Below are 26,783 nucleotides of genomic sequence, written 5' to 3'. Positions count from 1 at the left end.
TTTGTGTTGCGCCCTGTCGAGCGCGCACCTTAGCCCGCCCCAGGCGCCGATGACGACCTTCCGCCGGCCACCGGGCCCGCCGGTCAGGGCGTGGCCGGGCGCTCGATGCGCTGCTCGATCGCGCCGAACACGTCATGGCCGTCGCGGTCGAGCATCTCGATCCGCACGACGTCGCCATAGCTCATGAACGGCGTCTGCGGCTTGCCCCGTTCCAGCGTCTCCACGGTGCGCTTTTCGGCAAAGCACGAGGCGCCCAAGGACGTGTCCTGGTTGGCGACGGTGCCGGAGCCGACGATCGTGCCGGCCGACAGCGGCCGCGTCCTGGCCGCGTGCGCGACCAGTTGGGCGAAGTCGAACTGCATGTCGACGCCGGCCTCGGGCGCGCCGAACCATTCGCCATTGATGTGCGTCAGCAGCGGCAGGTGCACCTTGCTGTCCAGCCAGGCCGCGCCGAGCTCGTCCGGTGTCACGAACACCGGGCTCAGCGCCGAGCGCGGCTTGGACTGCAGGAAGCCGAAGCCCTTGGCCAGCTCGTTGGGAATCAGGTTGCGCAGGGACACGTCGTTGACCAGCCCGATCAGCTGAATGTGCGATGCGGCCTGCGCCGGCGTCACCGCCATCGGCACGTCGTCGGTGACGATCACGACCTCGGCCTCCAGGTCGATGCCGTAGTCCTCGCTCGGCACGCGCACCGGATCGCGCGGGCCGTAGAAGCCGGCACTGACCGCCTGGTACATCAGCGGGTCGACGTAGAAGCTCTCCGGCACCTCGGCGCCGCGCGCACGGCGCACGCGCTCGACGTGCGGCAGGTAGGCGGAGCCGTCGACAAACTCGTAGGCGCGCGGCAGCGGCGCCGCCAGCGCGGCCAGGTCGAGCTCGAAGGCGCCGTCGGCGGCGCCGGCGTTGAGCGCGTCGGACAGCGCATTGAGGCGCGGCGCCGTGTTCGACCAGTCCTCCAGCGCGCGCTGCAGGGTGTCGGCGATGCCGGTGGCGCGCACGGCGCGGGCCAGGTCGCGGGAGACAACGATCAGCGTGCCGTCGCGGCCGCCTTCCTTCAGGGAACCAAGCTTCATGGGGTCCTCAGCGTGCCGGCATGGGCCGGCGTGATGGTTTCAATTGTAACCGACCCGATGCGGCGGGCCAGATCGCGCCCGGCGCGCTACCTGATCGTAGGCGTGTCGTAGGCGTGATGGGTTTGGCCCGGATTGTCCGGTGTTGTTCCTGTGACCGATGGCAACCGCCGCCCAGGCACACCCTTCCCGCACAGGATCACCCCAGATGAATCGCTACCGCCTTCCCCGCATGGCCGCCCACCCGCCCCGCACCACCTGCCGACTGCCGGCGCTCGCCGCCCTGCTGGCCCTGTCCTGCCCGGCGCTGGCCGCCGATCCGCTCGAGACGGAAATCCAGCAACTCGTCAACCAATATCGGACCACCTACAAGATTCCGGGCCTGACGGTCTCCGTCACCCGCGACGGCATGGAACTGTTCGCCAAAGGCTATGGCATTGCCAGTGACACCACGGCGATGAGCGCCGATACCCGCACGATGATCGGCAGCGTCACCAAGGCCGCTGTCACCGGCCCGAGCGGCTACCAGGCACTCGCGCAGTCGCCCAGCTATTCGCTGGCCAGCCGCCTCTATGGCACCGGCGCCGTGTTCGGACAGAAGTTCGCCACCGACCTCACCGTCGGCGTGCAGCGGCACACGCCCATCGTCGGCATCGGCATCAACAAGGACAACAAGGTCCACACCTGGTACGCGAACGGGACCGTCAGCGTCGGCGCGAGCAACCACCTCGACCAGTATGAGCCGCCGGTGCCGTATTCGCTGCCGGCCGGCCGCAAGCCCGCCGACATCATCGGCATGTCCATCGCCAGCAACGGCATGGTCTACACCTGGTACCGCAACGGCGGCGAGCTGACGCGCTCCGTCGGCACGGCCACCGACCTGGACCAGTACGAGAAGCAGACCACCTCCTGCAAGGTCGACAACCCGGCGCCCGATTGCAAGGACATCGACCTGCCCGGCGGGCGCAGTTTCTACAACATTGTCGGCATCGGCATCGCCAAGTCGAACGACCATGTCTACACCTGGTACGACGACGGCACCTACAGCGTCGGCTACTCGCTGGACCTGGACTACCACGCCGCGCCGAAGGCGTTCGCCACCCCGGCCGGCCTCACCCCTTATGACATCCGCGAGATCGACATCGCCGGCAACGACCACGTCTACGCCTGGTACCGCAACGGCAAGGCCAGCAGCGGCTACAGCGCCAAGCTCGACCACTACCTCGCCCCGTACGCGTACCAGGTGCCGGCGTCGGGCTACAGCGGCGACAACTGGTACGCGTGGTACGCCGACATGACCCTGCAGGACCTGCTGCGCCACGAGGCCGGGTTCACCCACAGCGGCGACCTGGCCGGTGCGGCCGTGATGTTCGGCAAGGACGTGGAGGACGTGACCTACGAGGAAGCCCATCGCCACATGCTGCGCACCCGTCCGCTGCTGGCCGCGCCCGGCACCAAGTACAACTACTCCAATCACGGCTTCGGCCTGTGGACGCTGATCATGCCAGTCATCGCCGGCAAGCCGTTCCTCGATTACGCGCGCGACAACTACCTCAAGCCGATGGGCATGGACAAGCGCGTCGTCGTCGCCAGCGCGACGCCGGCGGCGAACGATGCGGTCGGCTACACGCTCGACGGCAATGGCAACTACAAGGCGTTGCCGTTCAAGGAGACCAGCAGCCCGGCCGCCGGCGGCTTCCGTGCCTCGGCCCGCTCGCTGACCCGGATCAGCAGCAGCCTGCTGGGCCAGTGGGGCTGGGGCGAGCTGCGCAACATGGGCTGGCTGCCCGCCGGTGACGGCCGGCTCGGCCACGAAGGCGCCCTTGATGGCGGCAACGCACTGGTGCTGCTGTACCCCGACGGCTACAAGACCGACGGCGGCCTCGACATGACCGGCATCCACGTCGCCATCGCCGCCAACCGCTGGAACAACGACGCGGCCGATTACGCGCTGGCCGAGGAGATCGCGACCAAGGTCGCGGCGGTCAAGTAACGCGCGCCCTCGACGGTGGCCTACTGGCCCAGGAAGTGCCGCGGTACGCGGCACTTCCTGTTTCCGTCGCGCGGTGATTCCGCGGCGGCCAGCCGGTGCACGCTGCGCCGCGCGATGGTTCGTGGCGGCGCGGGCTTCGACTTCTGATTTCGCTTCAAAGTCCGGTCGCCGCCCGTGGGCGGACCGGCGGCAGGGCGGCGAGCGCATCGCCGCCCTACTTTTTTTGCGCGCTCGTCTCGCCTGCGTCGCAGGTCACTACCTCGGCAAATCCCGCATCGCAGCCACGTGATGGGTTTGCAGCACCTTTGCCGGTTAGCTCCCTGAGCACGACGCGCCATGCCCGTGCGATTCCACCACACCCCTTGGGAGAACACCGATGCACCGCTTCGATTCCAACCCCCACCTCCACCCGCAACGCAAGCGCGCGTTGGCATTAGCGCTGTCGCTGTGCTTCGCCGTCGCCGGCAGCGCTTTCGCCGGTGAGGTCTGCGACACGACACAGGCCGGCGAAGACGGCGCCGGCGCCAACGCACCCGGCGTCGACGCCTTCGCCTGCGGTTACGGCGCCAATGCCCAGGGTGACAACGCCAATGCCTTCGGCCATGGCGCCTGGGCCGTCGGCCAGTCGGCGTTGGCGGTGGGCGGCAATGCCTACGCCCAGAGTGCGCACAGCCTCGCCATAGGAGGCTGGCTGGACAAGAACAACGACGGCTCGGTCAACACCGGCGAGTACACCCGCGCCGTCCTCGACCGCACCGTCGCCATCGGCGCCGCCGCGCAGGCCAGCGCCAATGACAGCACCGCGGTCGGCACCTCGAGCCAGGCTATCGCGGCGTTCGCCACCACCACGGGCGCCCAGTCCTCGGCCAGCGGTGCCGGCGGTACCGCCAACGGCGCGCTCAGTTCGGCCAGCGGTGCAGACGCCACGGCGATCGGCTTCTTCAGCAGCGCGAGCGGCGACAACAGTTCGGCTTTCGGCGCGGAAAGCGTGGCGGGCAGCGATTTCAGCACGGCCATCGGCTATCAGAGCGAGGCCAGCGGGCAGATCGCCACTGCTTTGGGCGCCGGCAGCATGGCCTCCGGCAATCTGGGCACGGCGCTGGGTACCGAAAGCACCGCCACCGGCGTCGCCAGCACGGCCACCGGCGCCGGCAGCAACGCCAGCGGCGTGGGCAGCACCGCCAATGGCCAAGGTAGCCAGGCCACCGCGGAGCATGCCACCGCCATCGGCGCGGGCAGTACTGCGCAAGCCCTGGAAGGCACGGCCGTCGGCACCACCAGCAATGCCAGCGGCGAGTACAGCACCGCCATCGGCGCGGGCAGCGCAGCCAGCGAACTGCAAGCCTCCAGCTTCGGTGCGAACAGCGTCGCCAGCGAAGGCAGCGCAACCGCATTGGGCTATGGCAGCCAGGCGACGGCGCTGGCCGGTACGGCGGTGGGTGCTTTCAGTGTGGCCAGCGGCGAATTCAGCATCGCGATCGGCGAAGGCGGCCACGCCACGAGCGAAGGCAGCATCGCGGTCGGCGCGCTGAGCGTCGCCAGCGGCTATGGCAGCGGCGCTTACGGCGACTTGAGCGAAGCGACCGCGTATCAATCGCTGGCCCTGGGTGCATTTTCGGCGGCCACTGCCGACAACAGCGTTGCATTGGGCAATGGTTCGCTCGCCGACCAGGCCGACACGGTTTCCGTCGGCAGCGCTGGCAGCGAACGGCGCATAGTGAACGTGGCCGAAGGCACTGCGCTCACCGATGCGGTGAACCTCTCGCAGTTGCAGGCCACGCTGACCACGGCCAATGCCTACACCGATACCGCGGTCGCCACCGGTGGCACCGCGGCCAACGCCTATACCGACAACCGCGAGGCCGCGATCCGCAACGACATGGGCGATGCCGATACCGCCACGCTGCAGTCGGCGCAGGGCTACGCCGATGCCGGCGATGCCCAGACGCTGACCGCAGCCAACGCCTATACCGACGGCAAGGTCGCCGCGATCACCGGCTTTGCCGACGACTTCAACACTTTCCGCGATTCGGTCGACGACCGCTTCCATCAGCAGAACCGCCGCATCAGCCAGGTCGGCGCCTTGAGTTCGGCGATGGTGCAGATGAGCGCCAACGCCGCCAACGGCACCGGCCCACGTGGACGCCTGGCGGTCGGTGCCGGTTTCCAGGGCGGCGAGAAGGCTCTGTCGGTCGGCTACGGCAAGCGCATCGGCACACGCGGCTCGTTCTCGCTGGGCGGCGCGTTCGGCGGCGGCGAGAAGGCCGCCGGCATCGGCTTCGGCGTCGATCTGTGAAGAGGCGCGTCCCGGCGGGCGGCGCACGTCCACCGGGACAGCGACAATCAGGGTGCCGTCGTGAAACTGGAATACATCGTCACTACGTGGCCGGGCCGAGGAGGTCCTCGACTTCTACCGTTGCAGCGCCCGATCGAAGCTGGCGGTCTGCGCCTTCCATTGCGTGCTCGGCAGGTCGCAGACCGCATCGAACAGTTGCCGCAGCTCCAGCCAGTTTTCACTTGCGATCATTTTCCCCATCCCAGCGCGACGAATGTTCGGCGGCTTCTACCCGCCCGGCTCGGCCGCGACCGACCATCGCCACGAAGCTGCGTGACGCTGCACTTCATCGCATCGATCCACGGCAATGGCCCTACCCGTCTCAGCGGCCGGCCAGGCTGCGCTGCACGGCGTCCAGCCGTTGCAGCCATTCGGCACCGGGGGTCAGTTCGCGCTGCAGCAACGGCTGCGCCAGGCGCAGTTGTTCTTGCGCCAGCCCGGCATCGCCGGTGGCGGCCAGGGCCTCGGCATACGGCACGCGCCATTTGGCGACGGACACCGGATCGATGCCGTTCCGGCCGCTGGACAGCGCCACCAAGGCCTGCCATTGCGACCGCGCCTGGCCCCAGACGCGCCGCCGCTGCGCCAGCTCCGCCAGCAGGGACTGGCGGCGCAGCATCAGCGTCGGCTCGTCCTTGGCCGGCAACGGACGCAGTGCCGCCTCGGCCGCGTCCCATCGGCCCTCACGCAACCACAGGTCAACACAGTTCATGCGCGCCGCGTACAGCCCCCGGCGATCGTCGCCGTAGTGGCGCTCCCACCGTGCCAGTGCCTGCTCGAGCAACGGCCGCGCCTGCGCCAGCTCGCCCATGCGCGCCAGCACCCGCCCCAGGTTGCTTTGCGCACGCAACACCAGGCGGTCATCGGCCGGCAGGTGGAGGCGCCGGATCGTCAGCGAACGCCGGTCCAGACGCATCGCCTCGGCATAGTGGCCACGCGCCTCCTCCAGTCGCGCCAGGTTGTTGGAGGTCATCGCGTGGTCGAGGCTGTCCTCTCCCGATACGCGGGCATGGATGGCCATGGCTTGCAGGTAGTGGTCGCGCGCCTTGACGTACCGGCCGGTGTTGGCCAACGCGCCGGCCAGCTCGCCATGCGCGGCGGCGGTGCGGTTGCTGTGGGCGCCGTACAGCGCCCGGGCCAGTTCAAGGTTTTCCCGCCGCAGGGCGATCGCCTCGTCATAACGGGCCAGCGCCGTCAGTGTGGCCGCCAGCCCCTGCAAGCTGAGCTGCACGTCGACGCTGCGCGCGCCGTACTGGCGCCGGATCGCCAGCGCCTGGCGGAGGTAGCGTTCAGCGCGGAGGTTGTCGCTCTGGTCGCGATGGAGCAGGCCGAGCCAGTGCAGCGTCGCGGCCACCTCCTGCGAGCCCGGACCGAATGCCGTGCGGCGCAAGGCCAGGGATTGCTCCAATGCATCGCGGGCGCGGTCGAATGCCGCGGTCCCCTGCAGGGCGCGCCCCAGCGCGGCGTAGGCATCGGCCACCAGGGCCGGAGCATTCTCCAGCGTGCGACTCAACACCAGCGCGCGCTGCGCCACCGGCAAGGCCTCGCTGGCGCGCATCTGTTCGACCCGCAGCAGCGCCAGCTCGCAAAGGGCCTGCACGGCCTGCTCGGGCTGGTCGATGCGCGCATCCAGGAAACCTTCCGCAGCCTGGGCCAGCAGAGCCTCGGCCTGCTGCGGCTGGCCGAGGTTGCGGTATGCCCGCCCCAGCACGAAGCGCATGCGGGCCAGTACGCGTGGCGAATCGGCCAGTTCCGCGTCGATTTTTGCCGCGCCCAGATCGAGCACGTCGCGCGCACTCGGTTGCTGCGTGCCATCGGCACCACGCATGCGCGGGTCGGCGGCATTGAAGGCGGCCACCAGGAAGTCACCGACCTCGCGCGCCGTGGCCGCCTCCCGTTCGACCTGCTCACGCTGCGCGTCCAGGCGCCAGACAAAGCCGGCGGCCAGCGACAGAAGCGCCAGCGCCGCCGCACTCTCGCGCCAGTGCCGCCGCAGGAAACGCCCGGTCCGGTAGCGCAGGGTGGGCTTGCGTGCTCGCACCGGTTTGCAGGCGACGTGCCGCTCGATGTCCCGCGCCAACGCTTCCACCGAGGGGTAGCGCTGCTCCGGTGCAAGCGCGCAGGCCTTGCCGGCGATTGCGTCCAGGTCACCGGGCAAGTTCGCTTGCCAGCGGCACTCGGGGCCGGCCAGGCTGCTCGGTGGCGGCACCGCGCGATCACGGTCGGCCATGGTGCGTTCTGCACGCCGGCCGGCCAGCAACTCGGTCAGCACCATGCCCAGGCTGAACACGTCACTGGCCACACCGACGTGGCCGCGATCGAGTTGTTCCGGGCTGGCGTAGGCCGGCGTGCAGAAATCATGACCCTCATCGCTCTGCGCCTCGTCGAGCACGCGCGCGATACCGAAGTCGAGCAGCACCGGCGCGATGTTGTCGCGCACCAGGATGTTGCTGGGCTTGAGATCGCAATGCACCACCAGGCGCTGATGCGCCGCCTGCACGGCGCGGCAGACACGCAGGAACAGTTGCAGGCGCTCGGGCAAGTCGAGGCGGTGCTGCGCGCAATGCCGGTCCAGCGGCAGGCCGTCGATGTACTCCATCACCAGATAGGGGTGGCCGGACGGCGTGGTACCGCCATCGAACAGACGCGCGATGTTGGGGTGCTGCAGTTCGGCGAGAATCTGCCGCTCCGCCGCCAGACGCTGCTGCGTGATCAGGTTGGCCACGGTGACGTGCAACAGCTTGATCGCCACGCGCTGACGGAACAGGTCGTCGGCGCGCTCGGCCACGAACACCGTGCCCATGCCGCCGCTGGCGAGGCGCGCGACCAGCTGCCAGGCACCCAAGCGGTCACCCGGCTGCAGCTCGACTTCGGGCAACGAGGCCATCAACTCGCCGAGCGGCTTCAACGCGCGGTTGAAGCTGACGGTCTGCGCCTCCAGCAGCGCCAGCACTTCCTCGATCAGCGCGGGGTCGCTGCTCAGCTCACGCACCCGGGCGCGCCATTGCCCTGGCGGCAGGTCGCAGACAGCGTCGAACAGTTCTCGCAGCGTCTTCGCATTCGCGGTGCTCATGTCACTCCGCGCCGGGGCGACCGGTCATGCCAGCTGCTTGTTCAACCAGGCTTTGGCGAAGCGCAGGTCACGATCGACCGTGGGCACGGACACGCCGAGCACGCAGGCGATCTCGTCGCGCTCCATGCCGCCGAAATAGGCCAGCTCCAATGCCTTGGCGGCGCGCGGGTCGTGCTCGGCCAGACGCTCCAGCGACTGGTGCAGCGCCAGCACGTCGTACTCGACGCTGTCACCGGCCGCTTCCCGGTCGACATGCGACAGCGTCAGCATGGCGACGTCGCCGCCGCGCTTCTCGGCGGCACGCGCGCGGGCATGGTCGACCAGCACGGCGCGCATCTTCAGCGCCGCCAGCGCGAAGAAGTGGGCGCGGTCCTGCCAGTCGGTGTCGCTGCCGAGCAGGCGCATCAGCGCCTCGTTGACGACGGCGGTGGGCTGCAGTGTGCGGTCCCGACCCCGGCCGAGCCGGGCGGCCGCCATCTCGCGCAGGGCGTCATAGACCTGTTCGAGCAGGGCATCGCGCGCGGCCTGATCGCCACCGCGCCAGTCCTGCAACAACCGGGTGAGGTTCTCGCTCATTGCCGTCCGACTCCTTGTCGCCGCGCATGAGGGGTGCCGCCTGCGGATGCTACCCGAGCCGGCCCCGGGCATCGCGCCAGCCCGGCAATTCGAGGCGACATCGCCACGGCGCGCTTCGGCCCGCGATTGTCACCGGCCGCGGACACAAAAAACCCGCCTTGCGGCGGGTTTTTTGTTTGGATCTGGCAGCCCCGGATGGATTCGAACCACCGAATGCCTGAGTCAGAGTCAGGTGCCTTACCGCTTGGCGACGGGGCTATGCAGCTGATTTTAACGCAAGGATTAGCGCTTGGAGAACTGGGTAGCGCGGCGGGCCTTGTGCAGACCGACCTTCTTGCGCTCGACCTCGCGGGCGTCGCGGGTCATGAAGCCGGCCTTGCGCAGGTCGGACTTCAGCGTCTCGTCGTACTCGACCAGCGCGCGGGCGATGCCCAGGCGGATCGCACCGGCCTGGCCGGTGATGCCGCCGCCGGCGACGGTAACGGTGACGTCGAACTTGTCGGTCGACTGGGTCAGCTCGAGCGGCTGGCGCACGATCATGCGCGCAGTCTCGCGACCGAAGAAGTCTTCGATCGAACGCTGGTTGATGGTGATCTTGCCGTCACCCTTGCGCAGGAACACGCGCGCGGTGGAGGACTTGCGGCGGCCGGTGCCGTAATTCTGCTGGAGTGCCATTGATGTCTCTACCTTAGAAGTCCAGCGGCTGCGGCTGCTGGGCGGCGTGCGGATGCTCGGAGCCCTTGTAGACCTTGAGCTTGCGGTACATGGCACGGCCGAGCGGATTCTTCGGCAGCATGCCCTTCACGCCGATCTCGATGACGCGCTCGGGGTGGCGCTCAAGCGCCTGGCCGAGGGTCTCGGTCTTGAGGTTGCCGACGTAACCGGTGAAGCGGTGGTACTTCTTGTCGGCGAGCTTGTTGCCGGTGACGACAATCTTCTCGGCGTTGATGACCACCAGGTAATCGCCGGTGTCGACGTGAGGGGTGTAAACAGGCTTGTGCTTGCCGCGCAGACGGCGCGCGAGTTCAGAGCACAAGCGGCCGAGCGTCTTGCCCGACGCATCGACGACGTACCAGTCGCGCTGGACGGTCTCGTTCTTGGCGTTAAAAGTCTTCATGAAGGATCTGCTATTGGGTGCCTGGTCGGGCTGATTCCGCGTGCGACCCGAGTGGGCGTCGCGTCGGAATTTCGCCGCGCGTTGTGAATGTGGAACGAAAGAGGCGGAATGATAGCGGGCTTCCAAACCGGCCGCAAGTCGCCGGGACCCGCGTGCTAGCATCGCCCGCCATGCCCGCCGTTCGTCCGCCCTCCGCCGATCCTGTGGTGGCACTGGCCGACCGCTGCGTCCAATGCGGCCTGTGCCTGCCGGCCTGCCCGACCTACGGCCACGACCGCCTCGAAGCTGAATCCCCGCGCGGCCGCATCGCCCTGGCGCGGGCCTGGGCCCTGAACACCATCGAACCGACCGCCCTCGGCGACGCCCACCTCGACCACTGCCTGGGCTGCCGCAGCTGCGAGGCCGTGTGCCCGGCGGGCGTGCAGTATGGCGAACTGCTCACCGCCGCGCGCCTGCAGCAACGCCAGCGGCGCCCGGCGACGTGGCGGCAGCGCTGGATCGAACGGCTGGTGGCCCGGCCGCGGGCACTGGCGCGACTGCTCGCCCTGTACCGATACGCACACCCGTGGCTGCCCGCCCGTTGGCGGCCGCTGCCCCGTCCTCCGCGCCCGCTGCGGGCGGCGGGCGCCAGCGCCCCCACGCCCCACGGCCGCGAGGTCGCGCTCTTTGTCGGCTGTGTCGCCGCCACCTACGAGACCGACCTGCGCGCGGCGGTGTCGCGCTGCTGCGCCGCTCTCGGCGTCGCGGTGACCGAGCCCGCCGGCCAGACCTGCTGCGGCAGCGTGCTGGCGCATGCCGGCGCCGGCGCCCAGCGGCTGACCGGGCGCAACCGCGCCGCCTTCGCCGGTGCCGACACCGTGTTGACCCTGGCCAGCGGCTGCCACGAGGCCCTGGCCCAGGCGCTGCCGGACAACACTCGTACTGTCGATGCGATCGCCTTCCTCGCCGAGCACGCCGACCGGTTGCGTTTGCGCGGCGGTGCCGAGCGGGTCGCCCTGCACCTGCCCTGCACCCAGCGCAACGTGGTCAAGTCGGTGCCGGCCCTGCGCCGGCTGCTCGCGCAGGTGCCGGGGCTGACGGTGATCGAGCTCGATGCCGGCTACGGTTGTTGCGGCGCCGCCGGTCTGCAGATGCTCGATGACCCGGTCCGCGCCGCCGACTACCGCGAGCCGCTGCTGCGGCAGCTGGTCGCCAGCGGTGCGACCCGCCTGCTCAGCGCCAACATCGGCTGCCGCCTGCACCTGGCCAGCGCCGCCGGCGTGCCGGTGCAGCATCCACTCGAATTCCTCGCCGAGCGGCTCGAGCCACTTCCTTCACCGGCCCCGGCCCTCGCCGCGCCGTAAACTGGCGCCATGACCAGCACCCGCGAACTCACGCCGCTCGACCGCTTCCTGACCGACACCCAGCGCGCACTCGACACCGTGTTCGGCGCGCCCGCCGCGGTTCGCGCCAACCCGTCCGCCGACATCGCCCAGATCGAGCTCGACGACAACGAGCGCCGCCACGCCGCCGGGCTGATGCGGGTCAACCATGTCGGCGAGGTCTGCGCGCAGGCGCTGTACTGCGGCCAGGCCGCCGTTGCCCGCGACGCCGCCACCCGCGCCCACCTGCTCGAGGCCGCGCAGGAGGAAGCCGACCATCTGGCCTGGTGCGCCGACCGCCTGCGCGAGCTCGACAGCCGGCCGAGCCTGCTCAACCCGTTGTGGTACGCCGGCAGCTTCGCGATCGGTGCTGTCGCCGGCCTGCGTGGCGATGGCTGGAACCTCGGCTTCGTGGTCGAGACCGAGCGCCAGGTCGAGGCGCATATCGACGAACACCTGGAGTCACTGCCCGCCGCCGACGCGCGCAGCCGCGCGATCCTGGAGGTGATGAAGGCCGACGAGGCCCGCCACGCCGACAACGCCGAGGCGGCCGGCGCGCGCGTCCTGCCACCGCCCGTCCCGAGCCTGATGGCGGCGGCGTCGAAGCTGATGAAGACAGTGGCTTACAGGCTGTGATTTGGCGATTCGTGATTGGTGATTGGTGATTGGTGATTCGTAAAAAGTCGACGACCAAAAAAGGGCCCGCATTGCGGGCCCTTTTTTTCTACGAATCACCAATCACGAATGACCACTCACGGCCTCAATCAGCCAGGTTGCGGCCGTGATAGAGCTCCTCGATCTCACGCCTCAGGCGCGCTTCGATCTTCATGCGCTCCTTGAACGAGAGGTTCTTGGCCTTCTCCTCGAACAGGTAGGTGTCGAGGTCAAACTCCTTCAGGTGCATCTTCGTGTGGAAGATGTTTTCCTGGTAGACGTTGACGTCGAGCATCTCGTAGCGCGACTTGACGTTCTTGGCCAGGTAGTCCTGGATCGAGTTGATCTTGTGGTCGATGTAGTGCTTGCGGCCCTTGATGTCGCGGGTGAAGCCGCGCACCCGGTAGTCCATGATGACGATGTCGGACTCGAGGCTCTCGATCAGGTAGTTCAAGGCCTTCAGCGGCGAGATCACGCCGCAGGTGGCGACGTCGATGTCGGCGCGGAACGTGGCGATGCCGTTGTCAGGATGGGTCTCCGGGTAGGTGTGCACGGTGATGTGCGACTTGTCCATGTGCGCGACCACGGCGTCGGAGATGATCTCCTTGCCGGCGTCCTTCTTGTCGATCACCGGCTCTTCCGAGATCAGGATCGTCACCGACGCGCCCTGCGGATCGTAGTCCTGGCGCGCGATGTTGAGGATGTTGGCGCCAATGATGTCCGCCACATCGGTCAGGATCTGGGTCAGGCGGTCGGCGTTGTAGGCCTCGTCGATGTACTCGATGTAGCGGCGACGCTCGTCTTCGGAGGCGGCGAAGCAGACATCGTAGATATTGAACGAGAGGGCCTTGGTGAGGTTGTTGAAACCTTGCAACCTCAGGCGAGGCAACGGCTTGACCACGATGGTGAAGTCCCGGTAGGGCGGCGAGGGACGCGATTATGCGGCAATTGTGGTGACGGGGGAACGCGCGCCGGCGCCGGGCTGGCATCGGCGCCGAATCGGCACTGCGTCACAGGATCCATCCGCGGCCGGGTGACGCTGCACGGCGGATATTTGCCCAATGCGTTAGTTCGTCCTAAGCTCGACCGATCACATCGCCTTCACGCCCATGTCCGCCAATCCGGTTGCACCCATGACTGCCATGCGTCGTACCAACAGTCCGCTGTTGCCGGACGGCGCCACCATCGAACGCTTCCTGGCGCATTGCCACCGTCGCCGCTACCCGTCGCGCACCGACGTGTTCCGGCCCGGCGACCCGGCCAGTACGCTTTATTACGTGGTCTCAGGTTCGGTCAGCATCATCACCGAGGAAGACGACGGCCGTGAGCTGGTGCTGGGCTACTTCGGCCCCGGCGAGTTCGTCGGCGAGCTGGGCCTGTTCATCGCCAGCGACCAGCGCGAGGTGATCCTGCGCACGCGCAGCACCTGCGAGCTGGCCGAGATCGGCCACGAGCGCCTTTACGACCTGCTGCTGACCCGGCTGTCGCTGGACGCGCCCAAGCTGCTGTACGCGATCGGCGCGCAGATCTCGCGGCGCCTGCTCGACACCAGCAGGAAAGCCGGCCGCCTGGCCTTCCTCGACGTCACCGACCGCATCGTCCGCGCCCTGCACGACCTGGCCAAGGAGCCCGAGGCGATGAGCCATCCGCAGGGCACCCAGCTGCGCGTGTCGCGCCAGGAGCTGTCGCGCCTGGTCGGCTGCTCGCGCGAGATGGCCGGCCGCGTCCTCAAGAAACTGCAGGCCGACGACAAGCTGCACGCCCGCGGCAAGACCGTCGTCCTCTTCGGCACGCGCTGAGATGGGCCGCGGCGCCGCGTCCGCCGGGACTGCGCCGCGGGTGCGGGCGGCGGAACTCGGCGACGCCAGCGACGTCGCCCGCCTGCTCGGCGAACTCGGCTACCCCTGCAGCCGCGACGAGGCCGCCGAACGCATCACCCTGGTCCGCCACGACCCGCGCCAGCACCTGCTGCTGGCCGAGATCGACGGCGAGGCCTGCGGCCTGGTCGCGCTCTACAGCCTCTACTCGGTGGTCCACGGCAGCGAGCTGGCCCGCATCACCGCGCTGGTGGTGACCGCGGCCTGCCAGCACCAGGGCGTCGGCCGGCGCCTGCTGCGCGAGGTCGAGCTGATCTCGCGCCGCAACGGCGTCGCCCGCATCGAGGTCACCAGCAACGCCCGCCGCACCGACGCCCACGCCTTCTACCGCCAATGCGGCTATGCCGACAGCTCGCTGCGCTTCCTCAAGGCGCTCGGCGACTGACCCACCCCACAGGACGCCCCATGCAGTGCCCGAAATGCAGCTCACCGATGGAACGGATCGACCACCTGGCTGCCCACGCGCAGCGCTGCACCCAGTGCCGGGGGCTGTGGTTCGCGCTGGGCGACTACCGCCTGCTCAAGGACGCCGCCGACATCATCGACAGCGGTGACGCCGCGGCCGGCGAGCGCTACAACCGCGTCGAGCGCATCAAGTGCCCGAGCTGCGTCGACAGCCAGCTGATCCGCATGGTCGACCCGCAGCAGCCGCACATCTGGTTCGAGAGCTGCAAGTTCTGCTTCGGCCGCTTCTACGACGCCGGTGAGTTCCGCGACTACGCCGAACACACCCTGCTCGAGTTCTTCCAGGACCTCGACGCACCCGCGCGCGACTGACCGGCGCGGCCATACGCGAGCACGACCCGGGACCTGCCCGCGGCTCCGGCCACCTGAACACCGACCTTGCCCTGGCCCATCGTTCCCGCGCAGGCGGGAACCCGCGACTTCGGGTTTTGGCAAGGCGTCGAAGGATCTCCGCTTCGCGGAGATGACGGTAAACGTTGTCCGTCAGCGATCTGGTCGGCCCGGGGCGCCGCCCTCAGCGGCCAGGGGCCGCACGTACTGCAGCAGGCTGGTCAGCACCTTGCCGGGCTCTTCCCACGGCATCATGTGGGCGGAGCGCTCGAACCAGACGCCCTGCTTGTACGGCGCATCCACGCGCTGGAGCCAAGCCTCGGTCGGTTGCGATGGCGTGGTGTAGTCGTGGCGTCCCATGAACATCACCACGGGAATGGGGAACGAGCGGACGCCCTTGAAGTCGACCTTGAGGAACTCGTCCAGCACCCTTCCGAGGGTGAAGATGCTGCCGAGGTTGATGGCGCAACGGTCGCGGTCGTCGTACTCCGGCGATAGGCGCGGCCCACGGTAGAAGTAGTCGGAGTTGTCGCGGAACGCCGTCAAGCCGCCGTAGAACTGGGGCCACTTGCGGGCCAGGATGATCCGCTCGCGCGTGATCGGCTGATCGCCCGGGTACGGCGCGATCGAATTCAGTTCGCGCAGGGCTTCCTGGTTGCCGTGTGCCTGGGCCTGCTTGAGCCCGTAGTCGAAGCTGATCTGCTCGTTGTCGCGGACGTTGATGACCTGTCCGATGCCAACGTAGGCATGGAACAGGTCCGGACGCTTCAGCGCGGCCGTCATGCCCGGGATGGTGCCCCAGCTGTGCGCCATCAGGATCAGCTTGCCCTTGCCGTAGCGCTTGCGGACGTACTCGGCCACTTCGATGGCATCGTCGGCGTAGCGCGCGATGTGGATGCTGTCGGCGATGGACTCCGGCGGGCTGGCTTCGTTGTAGGTCTTGCCAGCGCCGCGCTGGTCCCAGTTGACGACCGTGAAGTACTCCTCGAGCGGGCGCTGGAACTGCCAGAGCGTCGGCGTGACCGGCGATGCCGGGCCGCCGTGGACGAACAGGATGACGGGGTTGTCGCGGTCCTGACCGCGGACGTTGAGCCATTGATCGATGCCGCCGATGCGGGTCTTGTAGGCCTCCTGCACGCCTGACGGCGCGACGATCCTGCCCAGGTCCTGGATGACCTCCCGCGCCGGCTGGTAGGACGAGCGGTCCGGACAGTCCTGCGCATTCGCGTGCAGGCACCCGACGATGAAGATCAGGACGACGAACAGCACTCTCATCATCGACACTTTCCCCTTGCAGGCGTCTGCCGCGCGTCGCCTCGTTGTTTGGTTGGTTCCGGCGGATCCCGTCGGAGTGGCATGGCCGATTGCGGTGTGCCCACGAGCCGGAACGAGCGGAGCCCGCTACGCGACCGGATCGCCACCCCGGCCGACACAACCCCAGTTGAGGATCGGCGTGCCTTCCGGCAGCACGCGCCGGAACATCGCCACGCGGCTGCGCTTGGGATTGACCACCACCGGCCGGCGCGCGGCCTTGAGCAGCGGCAGGTCAGCGCTGCTGTCGGAATAGGCGATCGCGATCTGGTCGTAGCCGGCATCCCAGATCATCCGCATCTTGTTCTGGTGGTGGCAGTGCTCGACGGTGATCATGCCGCCGAGGAACGGCCCGCTGATGCTGCCGATCACCGGCAGGTCCTCGTGGGCGACGAAGTCGAGGATCGCGCGCGCCAGCTCGGGCGAGGCACCCGTGGCGATGATCACGCGGTCGCCAGCGTCACGGTGCGCCTGCAACACCTTGAGCGCGGCCGGCAGCAGCCGGGGGCGGATCTGCGCGGCGTGGGTCTGCACGTAGCGGTCGATCAAGCGGTCCATGTCGCGCCGGCGGTGGGTACCGACCGTGCCGATCCACACGAACACCGAGATCGCGCGGCGCCGCGTCGGCAGCCAGGCAATCATCGGCAGCAGCAGCGGCATCAGCAGCAACGCGGCCAGCTGGCGCGCCCAATGCCGGCGGATCAACCACAGCACCAGGTGGCTGCCCGAGTCGCCGTCATAGAGCGTGTGATCGAAGTCGAACACCACCAGCGGCGCGTACGGCCGTGCGCACTCGTCCGGTGCGCCCTCATCCGGCATGCTCATACCGCAAACAGCCGCTGCAGCGCCGCGCCCGGGTCGCGCTCGCGCATGAACGACTCGCCGATCAAAAAGGCATCGATGCCGGCTGCGCGCAGCCTGGCCACGTCGGCGGGGGTGGCGATGCCGCTCTCGGTGACCAGGGTGCGGTCGCGCGGCACCGCATCCTTGAGCGCGAGCGTGGTGTCGAGCGAGACCTCGAAGTTGCGCAGGTTGCGGTTGTTGACGCCGATCAGCTCGCAACCGGTCTGCAGCGCGCGCTCGAGCTCGTCGATGTCGTGGACCTCGACCAGCACGTCCATGCCCAGCTCCATCGCCAGGTTGGCCATTTCGACCAGCGGGGCGTCCTCGAGCGCGGCGACGATCAGCAGGATCGCGTCGGCGCCAATCACGCGCGCCTCGTAGACCTGGTACGGATCGATGGTGAAATCCTTGCGCAGCACCGGCAGCGAACAGGCGCCGCGTGCCTCACCGAGGTAGAGATTGCTGCCCTGGAAAAAATCCACGTCGGTCAGCACCGACAGGCAGGCCGCGCCGCCGGCCTCGTAGCTGCGGGCGATATCGGCGGGATGGAAGTCCTTGCGGATCAATCCTTTCGACGGGCTCGCCTTCTTGACCTCGGCGATCACCGCGGCGCCACCGGCGCCGAGCTTGCGCTGGATCGCATTGACGAAACCGCGCGTCGGCGGCTGGTTGGCGGCACGCGCGCGCAGGTCGGCGAGCGAACGCACGCGGCTGCGTTGTTCGATCTCCTCGGCCTTGCGGGCGAGGATGGTGTGGAGGATGTCGCTCATGGGGAGAATTCTAAGGCCGTGCTGAAGATTTACGGGTTGCTTGCGGTAAAGCCCTGCTGGCCCACTTGGCCAGCCGCGCGCGCGGCATTCGTCAATCCCGTTGCCTCGCTGGGTCGAGGGCGGACTTGGCGTAGGCGCGCTCGACTTTCGCCACGCGCAGTTCGTAATGGTCGTACCAGTGCGTGCGGCCGTGGGCGCGCGTCGCCGCGTGCTCGGCATGCTGGCGCCAGGCGGCGATCGCCGCCTCGCTGTCCCAGTACGACACGGTGATGCCGAAGCCGTCGCTGCCGCGGGTGGATTCGACGCCGAGGTAGCCCGGCTGCTGCGCGGCCAGCTCGACCATGCGCTGCGCGGCCGCGGCGTAGCCGGTATCGTCCTCGCCGTTGCGCTGCGAGGAAAAGATCACCGCGTAATACGGCGGCTTGGGCAGGGCGGCAAAGGCATCGCTCATCTCAGACGCCTGCCGGCACGCCGGCCAACTGTCGGGTGAAAGCGACGAACTCGTCCAGCTTGGCCCGGGCCGCGCCCGAAGCCAGCGCCGCGCGCGCGCGCTCGATGCCCTCGGCGATGCTGTCGGCGACGCCGGCGGCGTAGATCGCCGCGCCGGCGTTGAGCGCGACGATCTCGCGCGGCAGGCCGTCGCGGTTGTCCAGCGCCTGCAGCAGCATGGCCCGGGATTCGCCGGCATCGCCGACGCGCAGGTTGCGGCTGTGCGCCATGGGGATGCCGAAGTCCTCGGGATGCACCTCGTACTCGCGTACCACACCGTCGCGCAGCTCGCCGACCAGCGAGCCGGCACCGAGCGAAAGCTCGTCCATGCCGTCGCGGCCCCACACCACCAGCGCACGCTGTGCACCCAGCTCCTGCAGCACACGCACCTGGATGCCGACCAGGTCGGGGTGGAACACGCCCATCAGGATGCTCGGCGCATCGGCCGGGTTGGTCAGCGGCCCGAGGATGTTGAACAGCGTGCGCACGCCCATCTCGCGTCGCACCGGCGCCACCACCTTCATCGCCGGATGGTGCACCGGTGCGAACATGAAGCCGATGCCGCAGCCGTCGATGCACTGCGCGACCTGTTCGGGCTGCAGCTCGATCGCCGCGCCCAGCGCTTCCAGCACATCGGCGCTGCCCGATTTGGACGACACGCTGCGGTTGCCGTGCTTGGCGACCTTGGCCCCGGCCGCAGCGACCACGAACATGCTGGCGGTGGAGATGTTGAACGTATGCGCGCCGTCGCCGCCGGTGCCGACGATGTCGACCAGATGACTGCGGTCGGCCACCACCACCGGCCGCGCGAACTCACGCAGCACCGTCGCCGCGCCGGCGATCTCGCCAACGGTTTCCTTCTTGACGCGCAGGCCGGTCAGGATCGCCGCGGTCATGGTCGGCGAGACCTCGCCGCGCATGATCATGCGCATCAGCTCGACCATCTCATCAAAGAAGATCTCGCGGTGTTCGATGCTGCGCTGCAGGGCTTCTTGTGGGGTGATGGGCATGGGGACGATGACCTCTTGGCGCGCGCCCGGACGGCTCACGCCCGCTCCAGGAAGTTCTTGAGCAGGGCATGGCCGTGCTCGGTCAGGATCGATTCGGGGTGGAACTGCACGCCCTCGACGGGGTGCTCGCGGTGGCGCAGGCCCATGATCTCGTCGAAGGAGCCGTCCTCATGATCGGTCCAGGCGGTGATCTCCAGGCACGGCGGCAGCGTCTCGCGCGACACCACCAGCGAGTGGTAGCGCGTGGCCTCGTAGCCGTCCGGCAGGCCGGCGAACACGCCGTGGCCTTCGTGGCGGATGCGCGAGGTCTTGCCGTGCATGATGGTCTTGGCGCGGACCACGTCGCCGCCGTAGGCCTGGCCCAGGCTCTGGTGGCCGAGGCACACGCCGAAGGTCGGGATGCGCGGGCCAAGCTCGCGGATCACCTCGACCGAGACACCGGCCTCGTTGGGTGTGCACGGCCCCGGCGAGATCACGATGCGCTCGGGCGCCAGCGCCTTGATCTGCGCCAGTGACAACTCGTCGTTGCGGATCACTTTCACTTCAGCCCCGAGCGCCTGCAGGTACTGCACGAGGTTGTAGGTGAAGCTGTCGTAGTTGTCGATCATCAGCAGCATCGGGGCTGACTCGCTGGATTCGTAGGGAGGATCGCGCCCGCCGCCGGACCGCCATCAACGCACGATTATCCCGCCTTCGGCTGGGCCGAGGGGATCGTGACGGAGAGGAAATCATGTCGCCGCTGGCGGCGGGACGGTGTCGGACGCAGGCCGGGGGCAGATCAGCTGGGAACGCGGGAGTCACGCAAGGCTTCCTTGGAGAACGACGGGGCAACGGAGACGGCAGCCAGAGGCCACCATCGCCAACCCAGGTCGGCAGCAAGGAAGTGCGGGGTCGTGCGCGCGATCATGGCCCTACTGTACCGGCTCGCCCGCTTCGACGCGACCGCGCTTCGACACGATCGTCCAGCGCAACCGGTGGCAGCGCGTGCAGGCCGCGATCAAGCAGTGCCGCTGCCGCGCCGCAGCGGCACCGGTGCGGTGGCGATGCGGCTCTTCAGCTCGGCCATCGTGCCGGGCAGGACCACCAGGTAGGTGATCAGCTGCTCGACCAGTTCCAGCAGCTGTTCGGCGGTGACCTTGTCGATGGTCGCCTCGTCCTCGAACTGGCGGCCGAAGGTGCCGGCCGGCGCGAGCAATTGCGCGATGTCCTGCAACGGCCGCGCCAGATCCATCTCGTGCGGCAGCGCCTCGAGTTGGCGGATCAGCGGCAGCTCGCGTTTGTCGTCGGCGATCAGGCGCGCAGCTAGGCCTTCAAGCAGGTGGCGCACGGTCAACGCCGCCGCCCCCCATTCGGCACGGTTGTAGAGCTTGACCGCCGAGTCGTAGGTCCGCGCCAGCGGCCCGGACAACGCCTGCAAGTGACCGACTCCGGCCATGGTCTCGCGTCCGCCCGAACGCGGGTGGCAGTACAAGGCCCCGGCCTTGCTGACACCGTCGCGGTCGAGCAACTGCACGAACAGCACCGCTTCCTCGCAGCGCGAGCACAACAGCTCGCTGGCGGAGACCTGGCGCCCGTGTTCCTGCCAGGAGCGCGCCTCGAACAGCGCCTCCTTCAGGCAATGCGGGCAGATCATCTCGACCGTGCGCGGGAAGGTATTGGAAAACCGGGACTGCACCTGGCTGTCATGGACGACTTGCATCGCGGCTTTCTCCTCGCTGGAATCCCGGATCCTTGAGGCACCCGACCTATGGCCCCCAGTGAATACCGGGTCTTGTGAATAAAACGTTGAGAGCAAATGTCCACGGCCACGCCGACAGCGCGCGACCGTGCGGACACGGCCTGCGCAATGCGTGTGATGGTGTGGTGACGCAACTGCAGCGTCCACGCAGTGCGCGGACGCGCGCCGGCAAGCGCGCGATGAACGGCTAATCCGAGTTCACAACCCTCGCGCCGCCTCCGCCACCGCGCGGAACAGCGCCCGGCCCTTGTTCATCGTCTCCTCCCACTCCTTTTGCGGGTCGGAGTCGTAGACGATGCCGGCGCCGGCCTGCACGGTCAGACGGCCGTCCTGGATCACCGCGGTGCGGATGGCGATGGCGGTGTCGGCGTCGCCGCTCCGGCCCGGACTGCTCCAGCCCAGGTATCCGATGCTGCCGGCATAGACGTTGCGCTTGATCGGTTCGAGCTCGCGGATCACCTCGAGCGCGCGGATCTTCGGCGCACCGCTGACCGTGCCGGCCGGGAACGTCGCGCGCAGCACGTCGGCGTAGCTCAGGCCCGGCTTCAGTGTGCCGGTGACCTCGCTGACGATGTGCATGACGTGGCTGTAGCGCTCGATCACGAACTGTTCGCCAACTTCTACCGTGCCCGGTTCGCTGACGCGGCCGACGTCGTTGCGGCCGAGGTCGATCAGCATCAGGTGCTCGGCGCGCTCTTTCGGGTCGGCCAACAGCTCGGCCTCGAGCGCGGCGTCTTCTTCGGGTGTGGCGCCGCGCGGACGCGTGCCGGCGATCGGGCGCACGGTGATCTGGCCCTGCCCCGACTCGGTGTGTTGCAAGCGCACCAGGATTTCCGGTGACGAGCCCACCACCTGGGTGTCGCCGACATCGAGGAAATACATGTATGGCGAGGGATTGAGCGCGCGCAACGCGCGGTACACGTCCACCGGTCGCGCCTTGAACGGCACGCTCAGGCGCTGGCTCAGCACCACCTGGAAGATGTCGCCGGCGCGGATGTACTCCTTGGACCGCTCGACCGCCTTGATGAAGCCGTCCTTGGTGAAGCCGGAAACGAAGTCGCCCTCCTCCAGCCCGTTCGGATCGCGCGTTTCCGGGTAACCGGCGCCGCCGTGGCGCAGGCGATGGCTGAGTTCGTCGAGACGGCGGCTGGCACGCGCATACGCGCGCGGCTCGCGCGGGTCGGCGTGGACGATCAGGTACAGGCGGCCCTTGAGGTTGTCGAAGACCGCCAGCTCCTCGCTCTGCATCAGCAGGATGTCGGGCGTGCCGAGCTCGTCCGGCTTGTACGTGCCGTCTGCCTGCGAACCGGCCAGGCGCGGCTCGATGTACTGGATGCACTCGAAGCCGAACCAGCCGACCAGACCACCGGTGAAACCCGGCAGGCCGTCGATCTTCGGCACCGAATGCGCGGCACGCAGGCGCTCGACCTCGGCGAACGGGTCGGCGACCACGCGCGACTCGACCAGCTCGCCGTCCTCGGTGACGAACAGCGTGTGCCCGGCGAAGGCGTACACGCGCCGCGCCGGCAGGCCAATGATCGAGTAGCGGCCGAAGCGTTCGCCGCCCTCCACCGACTCGAACAGGTAGGTGTGCGGGCCGTCGGCCAGCTTGAGGTAGACCGACAGCGGCGTGTCGAGGTCGCTCAGCACCTCGCGGACGACGGGGATGCGGGTGTGGCCGTCAGCGGCCTGCTGCTGGAACTGTTCTGCGGAGATCACGCGGCGTTTCCTTGGAAGACGGGAGGGCAGGGACGACGACAGCCAACGGCCACCATCGCCAACCCACGTCGGCAGCAAGGAATTGCGGGTTCGCCCGGAACTTCATGCGGTTACTGTAGCGGCTTCGCGCGGGCGACGCGATGGCTGGACAGGCTGCTCTCGACCACAGCCGACCGGCTGCGGCTAAGATTCCGGCCTTCCCTCGCATCTGCCTGCATGGACGCCCGACCCGCGCCTTCGCCCCGCCTTGCCTTCCTGCTGTTCTTCCTCGCCGCTTGCTATGTCGCCAGTGGCATGGCGGCGATGCTGTGGCTGTCACCGAAGGTGCCCTGCTGGCCACCGTAGCCATGACCGCACGCCCGCGGCTGGCGCGCAGCGCGGTCGCGGTGCTGGCCATCGCGATGCTGCCGAGCCAACTGTGGATGGGGCAGCTGGCGCGGCACACCCAACAGATCGCCGACCAGACCGCGCTCGGCGTCGCCGTCGGCGTACTGGCGACCACGCAGCCGCTGGGAGAAACACTGCCCGAGGAGGTGACCGCCGCGCTGCCGTCGTTGCGCGCGCGGCAAGCGGCCATGTACGCGTGGCCGCAGACGCGCCTGCTCGGCCGCGTACCGGGCCGCGACGAGGGCACGGTGATTGCGGCCCGCAACTGGCAGGTGCAGCCCGTCGAGAACCGCCTGGACGGCCCCGGCGCGCACGTCACGTTTGCGGCCGACACGCCGGCGCAGAGGCTGGTGATCGTCGATGCCGGTGGCCGTGCGATCGGCCTGGCCGTGCCCGATCGCGGCACCGCACCACACGGTTGGAGCGGCTGGGTGCGCGGCGACATCGCAGCCGCCGGCTTGCGGGTGATCGCGATCGCGAGCGACTGAATTCGCCGCAACTCGTCCGAGTTACCCGCAGGTCATCATTTCGTCATCGTCGTCCCGGAACATGGGAGTCCATACCAAGGACGACGGGCGGAGGCGGGATTGCCTCCAAATCTTCCAACGGCCAGCCGGCAACGGCTGGCCGTTTCCGTTTTCGACTTTTAAAGCCCTCTCCCGCCGGGAGAGGGGTTGGGGTGAGGGTTCGGCGAAGCGAGAGAGGTTCAAGCGTCATCGCGTCTGCGCACCCTCATCCGGCCCTGCGGGCCACCTTCTCCCGATGGGAGAAGGGAAAGAGCGCCGTCAGCGCAGATCGGTGTCGGCGATCACCACGCCGTCCTCGTCGGCGCACAGCCAGTCGCCGGGGCGGATGGTCACCCCGCCGAACCCGACCTCGACATCGCGCTCGCCCAGGCCGCGCTTGTCGGTCTTGCGCGGGCAGGTCGCCAGCGCCTTGACGCCGAAGTCGAGCGCGCCGATCGCACCGCTGTCGCGGATCGCGCCGAACACGACGACGCCGGCCCAGCCGTTCTCCACCGCCTGTGCGGCAAGCAGGTCACCGAGCAGCGCGCGCCGGGTCGAGCCGTTGCCGTCGATCACCAGCACGCGGCCCTGGCCGGACTCGGCCACCGCTTCGCGCACGCGCGAGTTGTCCTCGAACGCGCGCACGGTGCTGACCAGGCCGTTGAACGCCAGCCGCCCGCCGTAGTCGCGCAGCGGCAGGTCGAGCACGCGGACCTGCGCGTCGTGCAGATCGCACAGGTCGCAGGTGTTCATCCCCGCACCGCGGCCACGGCCGCCTTCATCCGTCCGATCACCTCTGCGTATCCATGCTTGCCAGAGCCCGGCGCATTGAAAATCGCCGAGCCGGCCACGAAGGTGTCGGCGCCGGCGGCAGCAATCTCGGCGATGTTGTCGGCCTTGACGCCGCCGTCGATCTCCAGGCGGATCGCCTTGCCGCTGCGGTCGATGCGCTCGCGCACGCGACGCAGTTTTTCCAGCGCGGAAGGGATGAAGCTTTGCCCACCGAAGCCCGGGTTGACCGACATCAGCAGCACCAAGTCGAGGTCTTCCAGCACCCAGTCCAGCACCTCGATCGGCGTGGCCGGGTTCAGTACCAGGCCGGCCTGGCAGCCGTGCGACTTGATCAGCTGCACGGTGCGGTGCACGTGCGCGCTGGCCTCGGGGTGGAAGCTGATGATGCTGGCACCGGCCTTGGCGAAGTCGGGAACGATGCGGTCGACCGGCTCGACCATCAGGTGCACGTCGATCGGTGCGGTCACGCCGTGCTTGCGCAGCGCCTCGCACACCATCGGGCCGATGGTCAGGTTGGGCACGTAATGGTTGTCCATCACGTCGAAATGGACCCAGTCGGCGCCAGCCGCCAGGACGTGGTCGACCTCTTCGCCGAGCTTGGCGAAGTTGGCCGAGAGGATGGACGGGGCGATGACGGTGGGCTGCATGCTGTTGGGGCTCACTTCTTGCGCAGGGTCTTGATGCGGTCGTAGGCGTTGTTGATCGCGCGCGCCTTGACCTCGGCGTGCTGGCGCAGCTCGGTGGCGGCGCCAGCCAGCTTGTCCGGGTGGTATTGCGAGATCAGCCGGCGATAGGCCTGGTCGACCTCGGCATCGCTGGCGTCGGCGGTCAGGCCGAGGGTGGCATAGGGGTTGTCGCGGCGCAGCTTGAACCAGTCGGTGTCGAAGGCGTGGCCGATCAGCAGCCCGATCATGGCGCCCAGGAACGGATTGGCACGCATCAGCGCGGCCCCGGCGAAGAAGCCCAGTAGCTTGCCGTACCAGCGTTTCATCGCCATCCCCGCTGCGTCATGCGGCCGTCTCCGTGGGTTTAGGAACCTTTGAACCTGTTCAGAGGTTCGCGCGCCAAGGATGGCGCGCTCGCGGATCATGCACGCAAGTGCTTGATCCGCGTGAGCCCGTCCGGGCGTGCACCGGACGGGCGAGGCCTGAAAAATCCAGGATGGATTTGTTCAGGCCCTCTAGATGCACAGTTTACCTGCAGCCCGCGCCCGGCCGGCGTACACTGCCCGGCCCTGTCGCGCCCGCGCGCGATCCAAGGCGACGGTGCGGCGGGGGCGATCCGTGCACACCTTGGGGGTTTTGCGTTGTCCACGACACTGCTCCAGTCCGACCTGCCCGGCCTGCCTTTGCGCCATCGCGGCAAGGTCCGCGACGTCTTCGACCTGCCCGCGCAACACCTGCCGCCCGGCCCGGCCGCTGGCGCCGCCTCTGAACTCGGTTACCTGCTGATGGTCGCCACCGACCGCCTCTCCGCCTTCGACGTGGTCCTCCCGGACCCGATTCCGGGCAAGGGCGAGATGCTCTGCCAGATCAGCAACTTCTGGTTCGGCAAGACCGAGCACATCGTCCGCAACCACCTCACTGGCATCGACGTGGCCGCGGTGCTGCCGGCCGGCGTCGACGCCGCGCTGTACGCCAGGCGTGCGGTGGTGACCAAGCGCCTCAAGCCGGTGCCGATCGAGTGCATCGCGCGCGGTTACGTGATCGGCAGCGGCTGGAAGGACTACCAGCGCACCGGCCGCATCAGCGGCATCGGCCTGCCCTCCGGCCTGCGCCAGGCCGAGCAACTGGCCGAACCGATCTTCACCCCCTCGACCAAGGCCGCCGTCGGCGACCACGACGAGAACATCGACTTCGACACCGCGGTGCGCACGGTCGGCGCCGAACTGGCCGAGCAGGTGCGCGACGCCACGCTGCGGCTGTACAGCTACGCGCGCGACTACGCCGCGCAGCGCGGCATCATCCTGGCCGACACCAAGTTCGAGTTCGGCCTCGACGCCGACGGCCACCTGTACGTGATGGACGAGATGCTGACGCCGGACTCCTCGCGCTACTGGCCCGCCGACGAGTACGAGGTCGGCACCAGCCCGCCGAGCTACGACAAGCAGTTCGTGCGCGACTACCTGGAGACGCTGGACTGGGACAAGACCCCGCCCGGCCCGAGGCTGCCGGCGGAAGTGATCGAACGCACGCGCGCCAAGTACGCCGAGGCGTTGCAGAAGCTCGCCGGCATCTCGATCGACTGAGCGCAAGCGCGTCCCACCGGCAAGGCCCGCCTTGCCGGTGGCGATTGTGCGAGGCAGTGGCGCACCGCCGGGCGGATGCATGCAACCGACGGCTGCACGCGATCAGCCGCGTGCGCATG

26 protein-coding genes and 1 tRNA gene are annotated in these 26,783 nt (G+C 68.6%); 9 read left to right on the top strand and 18 right to left on the bottom strand.

Annotated features, from left to right (window positions below; translation table 11 throughout):
• Positions 1-83 precede the first annotated feature (83 nt).
• Positions 84-1,073, bottom strand: a complete 990-nt coding sequence (locus ACFOLC_RS10640; RefSeq protein ID WP_386759228.1) for a fumarylacetoacetate hydrolase family protein — start codon at positions 1,071-1,073, stop codon at positions 84-86.
• Positions 1,074-1,278: 205 nt separating this feature from the next.
• Here ACFOLC_RS10640 and ACFOLC_RS10635 point away from each other — a divergent pair, with 205 nt between their 5' ends.
• Positions 1,279-3,063 carry a serine hydrolase domain-containing protein gene (locus ACFOLC_RS10635; RefSeq protein WP_386759227.1) on the top strand — a complete coding sequence of 595 codons (1,785 nt, stop codon included), beginning with the start codon at positions 1,279-1,281 and terminating at the stop codon, positions 3,061-3,063.
• A gap of 376 nt (positions 3,064-3,439) precedes the next feature.
• Positions 3,440-5,359, top strand: a complete 1,920-nt coding sequence (locus tag ACFOLC_RS10630; RefSeq protein WP_386759226.1) for a hypothetical protein — start codon at positions 3,440-3,442, stop codon at positions 5,357-5,359.
• A gap of 361 nt (positions 5,360-5,720) precedes the next feature.
• Here ACFOLC_RS10630 and ACFOLC_RS10625 read toward each other — a convergent pair whose 3' ends face one another.
• The 5 genes from ACFOLC_RS10625 to rplM form a co-directional block, all read right to left on the bottom strand.
• A complete protein-coding gene (locus ACFOLC_RS10625; RefSeq protein ID WP_386759225.1) occupies positions 5,721-8,471 on the bottom strand; it encodes a tetratricopeptide repeat protein in 2,751 nt (916 codons plus the stop codon).
• 24 nt (positions 8,472-8,495) lie between these two features.
• A complete protein-coding gene (locus ACFOLC_RS10620) occupies positions 8,496-9,047 on the bottom strand; it encodes an ECF-type sigma factor (protein WP_386759224.1) in 552 nt (183 codons plus the stop codon).
• A 183-nt stretch (positions 9,048-9,230) separates the two neighbouring features.
• A tRNA-Gln gene (locus tag ACFOLC_RS10615) sits at positions 9,231-9,305 on the bottom strand.
• A 24-nt stretch (positions 9,306-9,329) separates the two neighbouring features.
• Entirely contained in the window at positions 9,330-9,722 is a 393-nt protein-coding gene (rpsI, locus tag ACFOLC_RS10610; RefSeq protein WP_386759223.1) for a 30S ribosomal protein S9, read from the bottom strand.
• Positions 9,723-9,735: 13 nt separating this feature from the next.
• Positions 9,736-10,164, bottom strand: coding sequence for a 50S ribosomal protein L13 (gene rplM / locus ACFOLC_RS10605; RefSeq protein WP_386759222.1), 429 nt, complete (start codon positions 10,162-10,164; stop codon positions 9,736-9,738).
• Positions 10,165-10,334: 170 nt separating this feature from the next.
• Here rplM and ACFOLC_RS10600 point away from each other — a divergent pair, with 170 nt between their 5' ends.
• Together ACFOLC_RS10600 and coq7 are read left to right on the top strand one after the other, a co-directional pair.
• Positions 10,335-11,507: a (Fe-S)-binding protein gene (locus ACFOLC_RS10600; protein ID WP_386759221.1), complete on the top strand. Its 1,173-nt coding sequence runs from the start codon at positions 10,335-10,337 to the stop codon at positions 11,505-11,507.
• 9 nt (positions 11,508-11,516) lie between these two features.
• On the top strand, positions 11,517-12,161 hold the full coding sequence (coq7, locus tag ACFOLC_RS10595; RefSeq protein WP_386759220.1) for a 2-polyprenyl-3-methyl-6-methoxy-1,4-benzoquinone monooxygenase: 645 nt from the start codon (positions 11,517-11,519) through the stop codon (positions 12,159-12,161).
• A gap of 124 nt (positions 12,162-12,285) precedes the next feature.
• Here the strand turns inward: coq7 and speD are convergent, their stop codons facing one another.
• A complete protein-coding gene (speD, locus tag ACFOLC_RS10590) occupies positions 12,286-13,080 on the bottom strand; it encodes an adenosylmethionine decarboxylase (protein WP_386759219.1) in 795 nt (264 codons plus the stop codon).
• Between the two features lie 232 nt (positions 13,081-13,312).
• Here speD and crp point away from each other — a divergent pair, with 232 nt between their 5' ends.
• From crp to ACFOLC_RS10575, 3 genes are read left to right on the top strand one after another with little or no spacing between them, the layout of a single operon-like run.
• A complete protein-coding gene (gene crp / locus ACFOLC_RS10585; RefSeq protein WP_386759218.1) occupies positions 13,313-13,978 on the top strand; it encodes a cAMP-activated global transcriptional regulator CRP in 666 nt (221 codons plus the stop codon).
• Position 13,979: 1 nt separating this feature from the next.
• Positions 13,980-14,441 carry a GNAT family N-acetyltransferase gene (locus ACFOLC_RS10580; RefSeq protein ID WP_386759217.1) on the top strand — a complete coding sequence of 154 codons (462 nt, stop codon included), beginning with the start codon at positions 13,980-13,982 and terminating at the stop codon, positions 14,439-14,441.
• Positions 14,390-14,833: a zf-TFIIB domain-containing protein gene (locus ACFOLC_RS10575; RefSeq protein WP_386759216.1), complete on the top strand. Its 444-nt coding sequence runs from the start codon at positions 14,390-14,392 to the stop codon at positions 14,831-14,833. Before ACFOLC_RS10580 ends, ACFOLC_RS10575 begins: the two co-directional genes overlap by 52 nt.
• A gap of 171 nt (positions 14,834-15,004) precedes the next feature.
• Here ACFOLC_RS10575 and ACFOLC_RS10570 read toward each other — a convergent pair whose 3' ends face one another.
• From ACFOLC_RS10570 to trpE, 8 genes are all read right to left on the bottom strand, one after another.
• On the bottom strand, positions 15,005-16,126 hold the full coding sequence (locus ACFOLC_RS10570; protein ID WP_386759215.1) for an alpha/beta fold hydrolase: 1,122 nt from the start codon (positions 16,124-16,126) through the stop codon (positions 15,005-15,007).
• Between the two features lie 126 nt (positions 16,127-16,252).
• The gene (locus ACFOLC_RS10565) at positions 16,253-16,981 is read right to left on the bottom strand and encodes a haloacid dehalogenase-like hydrolase (RefSeq protein ID WP_386759415.1); all 729 of its coding nucleotides are present in this window, start codon (positions 16,979-16,981) and stop codon (positions 16,253-16,255) included.
• A gap of 2 nt (positions 16,982-16,983) precedes the next feature.
• A complete protein-coding gene (gene trpC / locus ACFOLC_RS10560) occupies positions 16,984-17,775 on the bottom strand; it encodes an indole-3-glycerol phosphate synthase TrpC (protein ID WP_386759214.1) in 792 nt (263 codons plus the stop codon).
• Between the two features lie 91 nt (positions 17,776-17,866).
• Entirely contained in the window at positions 17,867-18,226 is a 360-nt protein-coding gene (locus tag ACFOLC_RS10555; protein ID WP_386759213.1) for an antibiotic biosynthesis monooxygenase family protein, read from the bottom strand.
• A gap of 1 nt (position 18,227) precedes the next feature.
• Complete coding sequence (gene trpD / locus ACFOLC_RS10550; RefSeq protein WP_386759212.1) at positions 18,228-19,274, bottom strand: anthranilate phosphoribosyltransferase; 1,047 nt, start codon at positions 19,272-19,274, stop codon at positions 18,228-18,230.
• 35 nt (positions 19,275-19,309) lie between these two features.
• A complete protein-coding gene (locus ACFOLC_RS10545) occupies positions 19,310-19,891 on the bottom strand; it encodes an anthranilate synthase component II (protein WP_386759211.1) in 582 nt (193 codons plus the stop codon).
• A gap of 380 nt (positions 19,892-20,271) precedes the next feature.
• Positions 20,272-20,973, bottom strand: coding sequence for a hypothetical protein (locus tag ACFOLC_RS10540; protein WP_386759210.1), 702 nt, complete (start codon positions 20,971-20,973; stop codon positions 20,272-20,274).
• Positions 20,974-21,210: 237 nt separating this feature from the next.
• The gene (gene trpE, locus ACFOLC_RS10535) at positions 21,211-22,731 is read right to left on the bottom strand and encodes an anthranilate synthase component I (protein WP_386759209.1); all 1,521 of its coding nucleotides are present in this window, start codon (positions 22,729-22,731) and stop codon (positions 21,211-21,213) included.
• 308 nt (positions 22,732-23,039) lie between these two features.
• Here trpE and ACFOLC_RS10530 point away from each other — a divergent pair, with 308 nt between their 5' ends.
• Positions 23,040-23,606: a hypothetical protein gene (locus ACFOLC_RS10530; RefSeq protein WP_386759208.1), complete on the top strand. Its 567-nt coding sequence runs from the start codon at positions 23,040-23,042 to the stop codon at positions 23,604-23,606.
• A 297-nt stretch (positions 23,607-23,903) separates the two neighbouring features.
• Here ACFOLC_RS10530 and rraA read toward each other — a convergent pair whose 3' ends face one another.
• The 3 genes from rraA to ACFOLC_RS10515 are packed head-to-tail and all read right to left on the bottom strand — an operon-like array spanning position 23,904 to position 25,407.
• Positions 23,904-24,377 (bottom strand): ribonuclease E activity regulator RraA, encoded by a 474-nt coding sequence (gene rraA, locus ACFOLC_RS10525; protein WP_386759207.1) that lies wholly within the window; start codon positions 24,375-24,377, stop codon positions 23,904-23,906.
• Positions 24,374-25,063, bottom strand: a complete 690-nt coding sequence (gene rpe, locus ACFOLC_RS10520) for a ribulose-phosphate 3-epimerase (RefSeq protein WP_386759206.1) — start codon at positions 25,061-25,063, stop codon at positions 24,374-24,376. The genes rraA and rpe overlap by 4 nt, the downstream gene beginning before the upstream one ends.
• Before the next feature lie 11 nt (positions 25,064-25,074).
• Entirely contained in the window at positions 25,075-25,407 is a 333-nt protein-coding gene (locus ACFOLC_RS10515; protein WP_386759205.1) for a J domain-containing protein, read from the bottom strand.
• 315 nt (positions 25,408-25,722) lie between these two features.
• Here ACFOLC_RS10515 and ACFOLC_RS10510 point away from each other — a divergent pair, with 315 nt between their 5' ends.
• The gene (locus tag ACFOLC_RS10510) at positions 25,723-26,664 is read left to right on the top strand and encodes a phosphoribosylaminoimidazolesuccinocarboxamide synthase (RefSeq protein WP_386759204.1); all 942 of its coding nucleotides are present in this window, start codon (positions 25,723-25,725) and stop codon (positions 26,662-26,664) included.
• Positions 26,665-26,783: the final 119 nt, after the last annotated feature.

This window comes from Lysobacter cavernae, from assembly GCF_042648505.1.
GTDB lineage: Bacteria > Pseudomonadota > Gammaproteobacteria > Xanthomonadales > Xanthomonadaceae > Lysobacter_L > Lysobacter_L cavernae.
This window is presented reverse-complemented; position numbering and strand designations above follow the sequence as displayed.

Coding starts and splice junctions, on each gene's coding strand:
- crp (WP_386759218.1), top strand. CDS start 13,313: ATGACTGCCATGCGTCGTACCAACAGTCCGCTGTTGCCGGACGGCGCC.
- rplM (WP_386759222.1), bottom strand. CDS start 10,164: ATGAAGACTTTTAACGCCAAGAACGAGACCGTCCAGCGCGACTGGTAC.
- trpC (WP_386759214.1), bottom strand. CDS start 17,775: ATGAGCGACATCCTCCACACCATCCTCGCCCGCAAGGCCGAGGAGATC.
- ACFOLC_RS10545 (WP_386759211.1), bottom strand. CDS start 19,891: ATGCTGCTGATGATCGACAACTACGACAGCTTCACCTACAACCTCGTG.
- rraA (WP_386759207.1), bottom strand. CDS start 24,377: ATGAACACCTGCGACCTGTGCGATCTGCACGACGCGCAGGTCCGCGTG.
- ACFOLC_RS10575 (WP_386759216.1), top strand. CDS start 14,390: ATGCGGCTATGCCGACAGCTCGCTGCGCTTCCTCAAGGCGCTCGGCGA.
- ACFOLC_RS10565 (WP_386759415.1), bottom strand. CDS start 16,981: ATGCCGGATGAGGGCGCACCGGACGAGTGCGCACGGCCGTACGCGCCG.
- ACFOLC_RS10600 (WP_386759221.1), top strand. CDS start 10,335: ATGCCCGCCGTTCGTCCGCCCTCCGCCGATCCTGTGGTGGCACTGGCC.
- ACFOLC_RS10635 (WP_386759227.1), top strand. CDS start 1,279: ATGAATCGCTACCGCCTTCCCCGCATGGCCGCCCACCCGCCCCGCACC.
- ACFOLC_RS10540 (WP_386759210.1), bottom strand. CDS start 20,973: ATGCAAGTCGTCCATGACAGCCAGGTGCAGTCCCGGTTTTCCAATACC.
- coq7 (WP_386759220.1), top strand. CDS start 11,517: ATGACCAGCACCCGCGAACTCACGCCGCTCGACCGCTTCCTGACCGAC.
- ACFOLC_RS10640 (WP_386759228.1), bottom strand. CDS start 1,073: ATGAAGCTTGGTTCCCTGAAGGAAGGCGGCCGCGACGGCACGCTGATC.
- ACFOLC_RS10625 (WP_386759225.1), bottom strand. CDS start 8,471: ATGAGCACCGCGAATGCGAAGACGCTGCGAGAACTGTTCGACGCTGTC.
- ACFOLC_RS10515 (WP_386759205.1), bottom strand. CDS start 25,407: ATGAAACGCTGGTACGGCAAGCTACTGGGCTTCTTCGCCGGGGCCGCG.
- ACFOLC_RS10570 (WP_386759215.1), bottom strand. CDS start 16,126: ATGAGAGTGCTGTTCGTCGTCCTGATCTTCATCGTCGGGTGCCTGCAC.
- trpD (WP_386759212.1), bottom strand. CDS start 19,274: ATGCCCATCACCCCACAAGAAGCCCTGCAGCGCAGCATCGAACACCGC.
- ACFOLC_RS10580 (WP_386759217.1), top strand. CDS start 13,980: ATGGGCCGCGGCGCCGCGTCCGCCGGGACTGCGCCGCGGGTGCGGGCG.
- ACFOLC_RS10555 (WP_386759213.1), bottom strand. CDS start 18,226: ATGAGCGATGCCTTTGCCGCCCTGCCCAAGCCGCCGTATTACGCGGTG.
- ACFOLC_RS10620 (WP_386759224.1), bottom strand. CDS start 9,047: ATGAGCGAGAACCTCACCCGGTTGTTGCAGGACTGGCGCGGTGGCGAT.
- rpe (WP_386759206.1), bottom strand. CDS start 25,063: ATGCAGCCCACCGTCATCGCCCCGTCCATCCTCTCGGCCAACTTCGCC.
- ACFOLC_RS10630 (WP_386759226.1), top strand. CDS start 3,440: ATGCACCGCTTCGATTCCAACCCCCACCTCCACCCGCAACGCAAGCGC.
- rpsI (WP_386759223.1), bottom strand. CDS start 9,722: ATGGCACTCCAGCAGAATTACGGCACCGGCCGCCGCAAGTCCTCCACC.